General features: G+C 73.3%; 9 protein-coding genes. 4 read left to right on the forward strand and 5 right to left on the reverse strand.

Annotated elements, in window-relative coordinates; translation table 11 throughout:
* Positions 1-15 precede the first annotated feature (15 nt).
* Complete coding sequence (locus BSB02_RS06425) at positions 16-1,047, reverse strand: ArsR/SmtB family transcription factor (RefSeq protein WP_084957911.1); 1,032 nt, start codon at positions 1,045-1,047, stop codon at positions 16-18.
* Between the two features lie 115 nt (positions 1,048-1,162).
* On the opposite strand from BSB02_RS06425, the gene BSB02_RS06430 reads away from it, so the two are divergent.
* Positions 1,163-4,147, forward strand: a complete 2,985-nt coding sequence (locus BSB02_RS06430; RefSeq protein WP_158088572.1) for an AfsR/SARP family transcriptional regulator — start codon at positions 1,163-1,165, stop codon at positions 4,145-4,147.
* Between the two features lie 117 nt (positions 4,148-4,264).
* On the opposite strand, the gene BSB02_RS06435 is transcribed toward BSB02_RS06430, so the two are convergent.
* A complete protein-coding gene (locus BSB02_RS06435; protein ID WP_084957751.1) occupies positions 4,265-5,482 on the reverse strand; it encodes an MFS transporter in 1,218 nt (405 codons plus the stop codon).
* A 213-nt stretch (positions 5,483-5,695) separates the two neighbouring features.
* Between BSB02_RS06435 and BSB02_RS06440 the strand changes: the two genes are divergently transcribed.
* Positions 5,696-5,938, forward strand: a complete 243-nt coding sequence (locus tag BSB02_RS06440) for a hypothetical protein (RefSeq protein WP_084957912.1) — start codon at positions 5,696-5,698, stop codon at positions 5,936-5,938.
* A gap of 105 nt (positions 5,939-6,043) precedes the next feature.
* Here the strand turns inward: BSB02_RS06440 and BSB02_RS06445 are convergent, their stop codons facing one another.
* The 3 genes from BSB02_RS06445 to paaI are packed head-to-tail and all read right to left on the reverse strand — an operon-like array spanning position 6,044 to position 8,320.
* Positions 6,044-6,628 carry a TetR/AcrR family transcriptional regulator gene (locus tag BSB02_RS06445; RefSeq protein ID WP_084957752.1) on the reverse strand — a complete coding sequence of 195 codons (585 nt, stop codon included), beginning with the start codon at positions 6,626-6,628 and terminating at the stop codon, positions 6,044-6,046.
* A 17-nt stretch (positions 6,629-6,645) separates the two neighbouring features.
* Positions 6,646-7,929 carry a phenylacetate--CoA ligase PaaK gene (gene paaK / locus BSB02_RS06450; protein WP_084957913.1) on the reverse strand — a complete coding sequence of 428 codons (1,284 nt, stop codon included), beginning with the start codon at positions 7,927-7,929 and terminating at the stop codon, positions 6,646-6,648.
* A 16-nt stretch (positions 7,930-7,945) separates the two neighbouring features.
* Positions 7,946-8,320, reverse strand: a complete 375-nt coding sequence (gene paaI, locus BSB02_RS06455; RefSeq protein WP_084957753.1) for a hydroxyphenylacetyl-CoA thioesterase PaaI — start codon at positions 8,318-8,320, stop codon at positions 7,946-7,948.
* 99 nt (positions 8,321-8,419) lie between these two features.
* Between paaI and paaN the strand changes: the two genes are divergently transcribed.
* Both paaN and BSB02_RS06465 read left to right on the forward strand, forming a co-directional pair.
* Positions 8,420-10,060, forward strand: a complete 1,641-nt coding sequence (gene paaN, locus BSB02_RS06460) for a phenylacetic acid degradation protein PaaN (RefSeq protein WP_084957754.1) — start codon at positions 8,420-8,422, stop codon at positions 10,058-10,060.
* Positions 10,057-11,223, forward strand: a complete 1,167-nt coding sequence (locus BSB02_RS06465) for a thiolase family protein (RefSeq protein ID WP_084957755.1) — start codon at positions 10,057-10,059, stop codon at positions 11,221-11,223. Before paaN ends, BSB02_RS06465 begins: the two co-directional genes overlap by 4 nt.
* The last annotated feature ends 24 nt before the right edge of the window (positions 11,224-11,247 follow it).

Consider the following 11,247-nt stretch of genomic DNA (forward strand, 5'->3'; position numbering starts at 1 on the left):
GCCGTCATAGCGGTGTCATAGCCCGCGTGGGCGCCGGTCTCCGGCGGGTGTGCCGTCCGTAGTGCCCGCCAGCAGGGCCGCGCCCAAGGGGGTGATGGTGTGCATGACGTGGGCGCCCATCCTGCGGCTGACGATCAGGCCCGCCTCGCGCAGCACCTGGATGTGCTGGCTCACGCCGGAGGCGTGGATCCCCTGGCGCCGGGCCAGTTCGCCGGTCGTGGCCCCCTCGACGGTGGCACGGAGGATGGCGGCGCGGGTGGGTCCGAGCAACCGGGCGACGGGGGCGGGGGAAGCCGGGGCCTGTTTCGGTACGGCCAGCGGGCGATCCCGCCGGATCGGGTAGACCAGCACCTGCGGCAGCTCGGGATCCGCCAGCGGCACGGGCGCCCCCACGCAGAAGTAGGAAGGGATCAGCACCAGCCCCCGCCCGCCGAGATGCACGTCCCGGTCCACCGGATGGTCCATCGACAGCACGGGCGGCTCCCAGCGCATGATCGGCCGGAAGGCGGCCAGCATGCCGTCGGCCCCGCCCTCCAGGAACGCGCGTCCGCGTACCGCCCGGTCGGCGTCCACCATGCCCTGGATGTCGGACCAGTACGGTGCGATGACCGTGCCGAAGTAGGTCAGCAGCCCGTTCCGCAGATCGTGGAAGGCGTCGCGGCGCCCGTCGGCCAGTCCCCAGGCCCATGACGGCGTGCCCGTCCTGGCCGCCAGCTTGTCCAGCTCCCGGCGGAGCAGCCGCCGCGGCGTACTCAGCACGGCCTCCACACCCGCCTCCAGCCCGGCGGTGCCGTCGGGAGGGGTGAGGAAGTCGGGAAAGTAGGAGGAGGCGCTGGGGAAGAGCGGCGCCAGAACCCGCCGCACCGTGGCCGTATTGCCCGTCCTGGCCAGGTCGTGCCGGGTACGGCTGCGCCAGGCGGCGAACGCGCTCCCGCCCCTGCGCCCCGCCAGGCGGTACATGCTCAGCGCGATCTCCCACAGGGGATCCGCCGTCTTGGCGATCCGCGTCCGGGCAAGGTCCTCGCTCGTGAAATGGATGCGCAACATACGACTTCGCTGCTTGCGTTGGGGATTTCAGCCAGGACTGCAGAGTGTGGACACCCCGTCACCCCCGTGGCCACGATTATCGGCAAACGGGGTGAAAGACGTAAAGGGCGACCACATGGCCGTGCGGTTCCACGTTCTCGGACGGATCGAGGTCACGGTGCACGGGAAGGTGGTGGACCTGGGGCTTCGCCAGCGTGAGTCGCTCGCGCTGATGCTGCTTCGCGCCAACCGCACGGTCACCGTGGACCAGCTGGTCGAGGTGTCCTTCGCCGGTCCGGTGCCCGAGTCGGCCCGGCGGCAGGTCCGCAACACCGTGGGACGGCTGCGCAGGACGCTGGCCGCGGCCGGCTGCCCCGGCGTGATCAGGACCAGGCCCGGCGGCTACCTGCTCGAGGCCGGCCCGGACACCCTCGACCTGCTCGAGTACGCCGGCCACGTCGAGGCGGGCCGCCGCGCCGCCGCCGAGGGCAGGCACGCGGAGGCCGTCGTGTCGCTGCGGCTCGGGCTGGCGCTGTGGCGGGGCCCCCTTCTGTCCGACATCGACGCCAGCGTCCTGGACGCGGAGAAGGCCGGCATGGAGGAGGCCCGCCTGGCCGCGCTGGAGGAATGCCTTGAGCTGGAGTTATGGCTCGGCCGGCACCGGGAGCTCCTGCCGGAGCTGGCCACGCTCACCGCGGAGCACCCGCTGCGCGAGCGGATGTGGGAGCTGCGGATGCTGGCCCTCCACCGGTGCGGCGCCAAGGCCGACGCGCTGGCACTCTACCGGACCGCGCGCCAGACCTTCGTGGCGGAGCTCGGGCTGGAGCCGGCGCCGCGACTGGCCAGGCTGGAGCAGGCCATTCTCGCCGGGGATCCCGCACTGGACCTCGATCGGGGGATCGACAGGCGGCCCCGCCCGGGCCAGCTGCCCCCGGACGTGCCGGACTTCACCGGACGGGAACGGGCGACGGCGAAGCTGGAGGCGGCGCTGCGGCCCGAAGCCGGCCGCGCGACGGCCGTGCTGGTCGTCACGGGTAAGGCGGGGGTGGGCAAGACGGCACTCGCCCTGCACGTCGGGCACCGTGTGCGAGCACGGTTCCCGGACGGGCAGCTGTTCGCCCGGCTCCGTGCCGTGCAGGACCGGCGCGTGACGCCCGGCGAAGTGCTCGCCCAGTTCCTGTGCGCGCTGGGTCAGCCGGTGCACGACCTTCCCGCCGGCGTGGCCGAGCGCGCGGCCAGGTTCAGGGATCTCCTGTCGGGGCGGCGCGTCCTGGTCGTGCTGGACGACGCCGTCGACGAGGCGCAGGTGCGTCCCCTGCTCCCGGGCAGCGCGGGCTGCGCCGTACTGATCACCAGCAGGTCGAGACTGTGCGCTCTGCCCAGCACCGTCCGCATGGAGCTGGGAGAGCTGACGCCGGCCCAGTCGCTGCGGTTCCTCGCCAAGGTCGCCGGGGCGCACCGGCTGCGGGCCGAGCCCGAGGCCGCGGACGAGCTCGTACGGCTCTGCGGGAACCTGCCCCTGGCGCTCCGGATCGCCGGCGCCCGGCTCGCCGGCCGGCCGCACTGGCGGGTCGGCCACATGGCCGAGCGGCTCAGGGACGAGCGGCGGCGGCTCGACGAGCTCGCGCACGGCGATCTGGAGGTCCGCAGCAGCATCGCGCTGTCGGCCAAGGGGCTCACCCCGGCCGCGCTCCGGCTGCTGTCGGCCCTCGCGCTGATCGACGCCCCCGAGCTCCCCGGCTGGGCCGCGCTCGCCGCGAACGGGTCCCCCGACCTCGTCGACAGCCTGGTCGACGCCCAGCTCCTCCAGGTCGCCGGGCCCATGCGGTACCGCTTCCACGACCTCGTCCGCCTCTACGCCCGCGAGCTCCCCGGAGCCGGCCGGGAGGAGGTCACCCGCGTGCTGAGCGGCTGGCTGGCGCTGGTCGAGCGGGCGCACCGGGTGGTGTACGGCGGAGACTACGCGGTCCTGCACGGCACGGCCGCCCGCTGGCAGCCGCCGGGCCTGGACATCGTCGACACCGACCCTCTCACCTGGTACGAGACCGAGCGCCCGAACATCGTCGCCGCCGTCCGCCAGGCCGCCGCGCTCGGCCTCGACGAGCTGTGCTGGGACCTGGCCGTCAGCGCGGTGGCGCTGTTCCAGACCCGCGGGCACTACGACGACTGGGAGGAGACGCATCGGGTCGCGCTCGCCGCCACCCGCGCGGCCGCCAACACCCGCGGCTGCGCCGCCCTGCTCACCGGGATCGCGCTGCTGGAGGCCTACCGCCACCGCTACGAGCCGGCCGCCGTGGCCGTCGGCGAGGCCCTGGAGCTCTTCGAACGCTGCGGCGACCGGCACGGCTGGGGGCTGGCGAGCGCGGTGGCCGCGTTCACGGCGGGCATGACAGGCCTGTACGGGGAGGCGGTCGAGCGGTGCGAGCGCGCCCTCCAGGCGGTCCGCCAGGCCGGCGACGCGGGCGCGGAGATCCTCGTGCTGCGCCTGCTCGGCCAGCTCTTGCTGGACGTCGGTCATCTCGACTGCGCCCGCCCGTACCTGACCAAGGCCTTCGCGGCGAGCCAGGCGGTCGACCCGCGCATCCACCCGGAGGTCGTCTACCGGATCGGGGAGCTGCTTCTCGCCTCTGGGCGGCTGGAGGAGGCGGAGAAGGCGTTCACCGACCTGCTGTCCACCGTCACCGGCCTCGGCGACCAGCGGGGCGAGGCCTTCGCGCGCTACGGCCTGGGCTGCCTGCACATCGAGCGGGACCGCCTCGCCGCGGGCGAGGAGTGCCTCCACCAGGCGATCGAGCTCGCCGGCGCCGTGGACGAGCCCCTGGTGGCGGCCAAGGCGTGGCTGGCGCTGGGCGCGGCCAGCAGGCTGCGCCGCGACCACGACACGGCGCTGCGCCGGCTCGGCCAGGCCGAGCGGTTCGCCCGGGCCATCGACTCGCCGATCTGGCAGGCTCGCGTCCTGCACCAGGTGGCCGAGGTGCACAGCGAGCGCGGCTGCGAGCGGGCCGCCGCCGCGGCCCGTGCCCGGGTACGCGACCTCGTCGCCGCCATCGCCGCCGTGGACCCCGACATCGAAGCCGGGATCCCCGCCCGGCGGGCCCATCGGACGCGCCGGGCGGGCTGAGCGGGCCCAGTGCGGGCCCAGTGCGGACTCAGTGCCATTCGATAGGCAGCTGCCATTCGACGGGCGCGTTCCACTCGATCGGCGCGTGCCAGTCCAAGGCTCGCCTGGATTCCATGATCATCCCTCCTTTCCCGCGTGTTCGTGGGGGCGGGTCGCCCGCTGCCAGGCGACCCAGGCCGGAACGGCGGCCAGCACCCCGGCCGCCGCGAAGGCCGCGATGCTCGCCGCGGGCCCTACGGCCTCGGCGAGCAGACCGGAGCCCAAGATCCCGAGACCCTGGGCGGCGAACAGCCCCGACGCCGCGAGACCGACCCCCTGACCGCGGTACTCGACGGCGACCGACATGACGAACGTCGCATTCGCGATCACCTGGTAGGCGACGAAGACCCCGGACAGCACGAGCAGCATCAGCGACGGCCAGGCCGGCGGCGCGAACGCCATCGCCATCAGAGGCACGCCGGTGAGCAGCGTCAACGGGCCCAGCAACCGGTGCTGGAGATCGGCCGGGACCAGGCGGGCGAGCAGCAGCCCACCGGCCACCGAGCCGATCGGCTCGGCCGCCAGGAACAGGCCGGCGGCCACCGTTCCCGCCCCGATCTGGTCCGCGTACGGCACGGCGAGCCCGAGCGGCGCGACGTAGAAGCCGTAGATCCAGGCCAGCGCCACCAGCGCGCGCAGCCTGCGGTCACCCCAGACGAGCCGCACCCCTGCCCGGACCGAGCCGAGCATCGTGCCGCCCCGTCTGCTCGCCGGGCGCCACCGCAGGCCGAAGCGGACCAGCAGCGCGGAGACGACGAACGTGCCCGCGTCCACCAGCAGCGCCACGTGCGGCCCCGCCGCGCTCACCAGCACGCCGCCCAAGGCGAAGCCGGCGAAATAGAAGATCTGCGCGGCCGTGGACATCACCGCGAGCCCCTCGGTGTAGCGATCGCCGCCGAGCATGACCGACATGTTCGCCGACCGCGCGGCGCGGGCCGGCGCGGTAGCCGCCTGCACCAGGAACACGAGCAGCCACAGCACGGGCAACGGCAGGCCGGGGATCGCGGCCGCGGCGATGAGCGAGGCCCGGAGGAGGTCGCAGACGACCATGACCTCCCGCCGCGGGTAGCGGTCGGCCAGCCCGCTCAGCAGCGGGCCGCCGAGCAGTTCGGGCACGTACGTGAGGGCGACGCCGACCGCGGTGAACACCGGCGAGCCGGTGTCGGCGTAGACGAGGATGGCCAGCGCCAGCCGCGCGAGCTGGTCGCCGGCCGTCGAGAGGCTCTGGGCCGCCAGCAGCGCGCGGAACTCTCCCACCGCGAACACCTCGCGGAACCCCGGCGGACGCTGTGCCATGTGTCTGCCCCCAAAACGCTGGCGTGCCATGGCAGCATCGCCCGCCGCTGTCATAGCCGCGTCATAGGCGTGCGGTCATGACGCGGCCTGGACCGGCCAGGGCACAGCCCGGCGAAACAGCCGGGAAATAGCTGACACAGGAGCCTCGAAGAGCGATGAGTTTCGGCGTCCTCCACGGTCTATTCCAGTGACGGACCGATGAAGGAGGACCCCATGACCACCGCCGACCTCGCCCAGGTGCTGTTCGCCTCTCCCCTTCAGCCCTCCCAGGCGCTCACCCCCGAGCAGATCCGCCGCGCCGTCGAGACGTCCCTGTGCGCCTGCGGCGGCGACCCGGCCCGGTGCGCCGCCTATGTGGCCCAGGAGGCGGGCGACCACCCCGAGACCTACGCCGCCCGGATGCGGTGGGCGCTGGAGGCCGTCGAGCGCGCCTACGCCCTGAGCCTGGCAGCGTGATCGCGATGCACCCGTGGTTCGCCGAACTGATCGCCCCCGTGACCGAAGAGGACGAGCGCCCCGCCCGGGGCCGCCGTCGCCAGGCCCGCCTGCTGGTGCGGACCGTCAGACCCGCAGACCGTCGAACGAGATTCTGACGATGGCCTCGGCCACGTCGTCGGCCGTGGCGCCCCTGCCCGGCTGGTACCACTCCGTGATGGAGTTGACCGTCCCGAACAGCAGCCGCGTGACCAGCGCCGGATCGATGTCCGGCCGGATGTCGCCGTCGGCCGCCGCCTCCTTGACCAGCGCGCTGACGAAGCGGTCGAACTCCCTGCGCCGCTCCAGCGCCCGCAGCTCCGTGGGGCTGTTGCCGTGGACGCGCAGCAGCAGCGTCACGTACGGCAGGCGGTCGACCAGGATCGCGACGCTGCGCCGTACCACCCACTCCAGGCGGTCGATCGCCCGGCCCGAGGACGCGCGCTCGTCGGCGATCATCTCGAACAGGCCGTCGAGCGCGCGGTCCAGGGCCCTGGCGAGCAGCTGCTCCTTGCCGGGCACGTGGTAGTAGATCGCCGACTTGGTGACGCCGAGCGCACGGGCCAGGTCCTCCATGCTGGTCCCGTCGTAGCCGCGTTCGTTGAACACGCCCACGGCCGTGCGGAGCACGGACTCCGGGTCGTGCCCGCGACGCCTGGGACTGGTGGTCATGTCATCGATTATCCCGTCTATCCCGTTGTGGCTCGCCGGTCGACGACCCGCTTGAGCTTGCCCACCGAGCGTTCCAGCGTCTCGGGGTCCACGATCTCCACCTCGACGCTGACGCCGACGGTGTCCTTGATCGCCCTGGCCAGCGATCCGGCGGCCTGCTCGCGCGCCTCGAACCCCGGCCGGGCCTCCACCCGCACGGTCATGACGTCCAGCCGCTCCGGCCGGGTCAGCTGCAGCTGGAAGTGCGGCGACAGGCCGGGCGTGCGCAGCACGAGCTCCTCGATCTGCGTGGGGAAGACGTTCACGCCACGCAGGATGATCATGTCGTCGGTGCGGCCGGTGACCTTGCGCATGCGGCGGAAGGCGGGCCGCGCCGTACCGGGCAGCAGCTCGGTCAGGTCGCGGGTGCGGTAGCGGATGACCGGCATGGCCTGCTTGGTGAGCGAGGTGAAGACCAGCTCGCCGGAGGGGGCGGGCTCGCCGGTGAAGGGGTCGACGGTCTCGGGGTAGAAGTGGTCCTCCCAGATGTGCAGGCCGTCCTTGGTCTCCACGCACTCCTGCGCCACACCCGGCCCGATCACCTCCGACAGGCCGTAGATGTCGACGGCGTCGATGCCGAAGCGCTCCTCGATCTCCCGCCGCATCTCCTCGGTCCACGGCTCGGCGCCGAACACCCCCACCCGCAGGGCCGTGCCGCGCGGGTCGAGGCCCTGGCGCTCGAACTCGTCCAGGATCGCCAGCATGTACGACGGGGTCACCATGATGACCGAGGGCTGGAAGTCGACGATGAGCTGCACCTGGCGGGGCGTCATGCCGCCGGAGACCGGCACGACCGTGCAGCCCAGCCGCTCGGCCCCGTAGTGGGCGCCCAGCCCGCCGGTGAACAGGCCGTAGCCGTAGGCGACGTGCACGATGTCGCCGGGACGGCCGCCCGCCGCCCGGATCGAGCGGGCCATCACCTCCGCCCACGTGTCGATGTCGGCCCTGGTGTAGCCGACCACGGTCGGCTTGCCGGTGGTGCCGCTGGAGGCGTGGACGCGCACCACCTGCTCGCGCGGCACCGCGAACATGCCGAAGGGGTACTGCTCGCGCAGGTCGTCCTTGGTGGTGAAGGGGAAGTTCGCCAGGTCCTCCAGCGACTTGCAGTCGTTCGGATGGACGCCGGCCTCGTCGAACTTGCGCCGGTAGAGCGGCACGTTGTCGTAGGCGTGCTGCAGCGTCCACTGCAGCCGTTCCAGCTGGAGGGCCTGGAGTTCGTCACGCGACATGCGCTCGGCCCGGTCCGGCATGGCGTCTTGCATGGCGTTGTGCACCGCGTCACTCCTCTCGAAGCATCCGGCTGCGTCCGCGCATCTCGGCGACCACCCGGCCGCCGGGGCCGCGCACGGTGACGTCGTACAGGCCGCTCCTGCCGTACCTGGTCCGCTCGACGGCCTCGGCGACCAGGACGTCGCCCGCGCGGGCGGGGGAGACGAAGGTGATGTCGGCCCCGGCGGCCACCGTGACCGGGCCGTAGGTGTTGCAGGCACAGGCGAAGGCCGTGTCGGCGAGCAGGAAGACGTACCCGCCGTGGCACAGGTCGTGCCCGTTGATCATGGCGTCGGTCACCGTCATCCGGCACACCGCCCGGCCCTGGTCCAGTTCCAGCAGCTCGATGCCCAGCGCATTGGAGGCCACATCGGCCGCCAGCATCCGACGCGAGCTGTCCAACGGAGGTCTCCCTTGTCAACTGACCGAATGTTCGGTAAACATCTCAACATCCGGCGATTCCTGTCAAGAGAGGGACGGCGCATGTACGAACAGCATCGCGACACCCTGGACAAAGCCCTCTCGGCCATCGCGGAGCGGGCGTATTGGTCGGCCTTCCCCGAGTCCCCGAGCCCCCGCGTGTACGGCGAGGGCGCCGCCGAGCGCGGCAAGGAGGCCTTCGAGGCCTACCTCGGCAAGCCCTTCCCGCTGACGCAGCCCGGCCCGCAGGTCGGCGCCGAGCGCTCGCCGTACGGCATCGACCTGGGCGTCACCTACCCCGCCACGGACGTGGAGACGCTGATCGCCACGGCCAGGGCCGCGATGCCCGCCTGGCGCGACGCCGGGCCGCCGGCCCGCGCGCTGACCTGCGTCGAGATCATCAAGCGGCTCAACGAGCGCAGCTTCGAGATCGCCAACGCCGTCCAGCACACCACCGGCCAGGCGTTCGTCATGGCCTTCCAGGCCGGCGGGCCGCACGCGCAGGACCGGGCGCTGGAGGCCGTCGCGTACGGCTACGCCGCCATGACCTCCTCGGCCGAGCGGACCCGCTGGGAGAAGCCCGGCAAGGGCGACCCGGTGGTCATGGACAAGAAGTTCACCGTCGTGCCGCGCGGCGTGGCCCTGGTGATCGGGTGCAACACGTTCCCGACCTGGAACGCCTACCCGGGCCTGTTCGCCTCGCTCGTCACGGGCAACCCGGTGATCGTCAAGCCGCACCCGCGCGCCGTCCTGCCGCTGGCGATCACCGTGCAGGTCGCGCGGGAGGTGCTGGCGGAGGCGGGCTTCGAGCCGGGGCTCGTGCAGCTGGCCGCCGAGGAGGAGTCGCGGCTGGCCTCGGAGCTGGCCACGCACCCCGACGTGCGCATCGTCGACTTCACCGGCTCCACCGAGTACGGCGACTGGCTGGAGCGCAACGCCCGGCAGGCGCTGGTCCACACCGAGAAGGCCGGGGTCAACACGGTCGTGCTCGACTCCACCGACTCCTGGCGCGGCATGCTCGGCAACATCGCCTTCTCCCTGTCGCTCTACAGCGGGCAGATGTGCACCGCGCCGCAGAACATCCTCGTGCCGGAGTCCGGCATCGACACCGACGAGGGGCACAAGAGCTTCGACGACGTGGCCTCCGGTCTGGCCGGGGCGCTCGGCAAGCTGCTCGGCGACGACGCGCGGGCGGTCGAGCTGACCGGCGCGATCGTCAACGACGCGGTGCTGGAGCGGGTGGAGAACGCTCCCTCGCTGGGCGAGGTGGTGGTGGAGTCGCGGGCGCTGAAGCACCCGGCGTTCCCCGACGCGGTCATCCGCACCCCGGTCGTCGTCAAGGTCGACCGTTCGCGGGAGGACGTCTACGGGCGCGAGCACTTCGGGCCCATCGCGTTCCTCGTCCCCACCTCCTCGACGGAGGAGTCGCTGGAGGTGCTGCGGCGCACCACCGCTGCCCGCGGGGCGCTCACCGCGTCGGTCTACTCCACCTCCCCGCAGGTGCTGGACGCGGCCGAGCGGGCGGCGCTGGAGGCCGGGGTCAACCTGTCGTGCAACCTGACCGGCGGCGTCTTCGTCAACCAGTCGGCCGCCTTCAGCGACTACCACGGCACCGGCGCCAACCCGGCCGCCACCGCCTCGCTCACCGACCCCGGCTACGTGGCGGGCCGCTTCCACCTCGTCCAGTCCCGGAGGCCGGCATGACGGCCGTGTACCTGGTGGGCGGCGTGCGCACGCCCATGGGCCGGTACGGCGGGGCGCTGGCGGGCGTGCGGCCGGACGACCTGGCCGCCCTTGTGGTCGGCGAGGCCGTACGGCGCGGCGGCGTGGACCCCGAGGCGGTCGACGAGGTCGTGCTCGGCGCCGCCAACCAGGCCGGAGAGGACAACCGCAACGTCGCCAGGATGGCCGTGCTGCTGTCGGGCCTGCCGCACACCGTGCCCGCCTACACCGTGAACCGCCTGTGCGCCAGCGGGCTGTCGGCCGTCGTGGCGGCGGCGCAGGCCGTACGGTCCGGCGAGGCGGACGTGGTCGTCGCCGGGGGAGTGGAGTCGATGACCCGGGCCCCGTGGGTGATGGCCAAGCCCGGCACGCCGTGGGCCAGGCCGGGAGAGGTGGCCGACACCTCGCTGGGGTGGCGCTTCACCAACCCCCGCTTCGACTCCCGCACCACCCTGTCGATGGGCGAGACCGCCGAGGAGGTCGCCGCGCTCGACGGCATCACGCGCCAGGAGTCCGACGAGTGGGCGCTGCGCTCGCACGAGCGGGCGGTCGCGGCCGCCAAGGAGGGCCGGTTCGCGGCCGAGATCGTGCCGGTGGGCGAGGCCGCGGCGGACGAGGGGCCGAGGGCGGACACCTCGCTGGAGCGGCTCGCCCGGCTCAAGACCGTCTTCCGCGCCGACGGGATCGTGACCGCCGGGTCGTCCTCGCCGCTGTCGGACGGGGCCGCCGCCGTCGTGGTCGCCAGCGAGGAGGCGGTGCGCCGCCACGGGCTCACGCCGAGGGCGCGCGTGGTCGTGGGCGCGGCGGCCGGCGTCGAGCCGCACCTGATGGGCCTGGGCCCGGTGCCCGCCACGCGGAAGGCCCTGGCCCGCGCCGGATGGAGCGCCGGCGACCTGGACACCGTCGAGATCAACGAGGCGTTCGCCCCCCAGGTGCTGGCCTGCGTGCGGCGTCTCGGCCTGGAGCCGGAGCGCGTCAACGCCGACGGCGGGGCCATCGCGCTGGGCCACCCGCTGGGCTGCTCCGGGGCCAGGCTCACCGTCACCCTGCTCGGCCGCATGGAGCGGGAAGGCGGGCGGCGCGGCCTGGCGACGCTGTGCGTGGGCGTCGGGCAGGGCGTGGCGATGCTGGTGGAGCGCGTATGAGAACAGAGCGGACGAGGACGGCGC

Source organism: Thermoactinospora rubra (assembly GCF_002093975.1).
GTDB lineage: Bacteria > Actinomycetota > Actinomycetes > Streptosporangiales > Streptosporangiaceae > Nonomuraea > Nonomuraea rubra_A.

Bases quoted from the DNA above. Each gene is read 5' to 3' on its own strand.
- BSB02_RS06425 (WP_084957911.1), bottom strand. From the start codon at position 1,047: ATGTTGCGCATCCATTTCACGAGCGAGGACCTTGCCCGGACGCGGATC.
- BSB02_RS06430 (WP_158088572.1), top strand. From the start codon at position 1,163: ATGGCCGTGCGGTTCCACGTTCTCGGACGGATCGAGGTCACGGTGCAC.
- BSB02_RS06435 (WP_084957751.1), bottom strand. From the start codon at position 5,482: ATGGCACAGCGTCCGCCGGGGTTCCGCGAGGTGTTCGCGGTGGGAGAG.
- BSB02_RS06440 (WP_084957912.1), top strand. From the start codon at position 5,696: ATGACCACCGCCGACCTCGCCCAGGTGCTGTTCGCCTCTCCCCTTCAG.
- BSB02_RS06445 (WP_084957752.1), bottom strand. From the start codon at position 6,628: ATGACCACCAGTCCCAGGCGTCGCGGGCACGACCCGGAGTCCGTGCTC.
- paaK (WP_084957913.1), bottom strand. From the start codon at position 7,929: ATGCAAGACGCCATGCCGGACCGGGCCGAGCGCATGTCGCGTGACGAA.
- paaI (WP_084957753.1), bottom strand. From the start codon at position 8,320: ATGCTGGCGGCCGATGTGGCCTCCAATGCGCTGGGCATCGAGCTGCTG.
- paaN (WP_084957754.1), top strand. From the start codon at position 8,420: ATGTACGAACAGCATCGCGACACCCTGGACAAAGCCCTCTCGGCCATC.
- BSB02_RS06465 (WP_084957755.1), top strand. From the start codon at position 10,057: ATGACGGCCGTGTACCTGGTGGGCGGCGTGCGCACGCCCATGGGCCGG.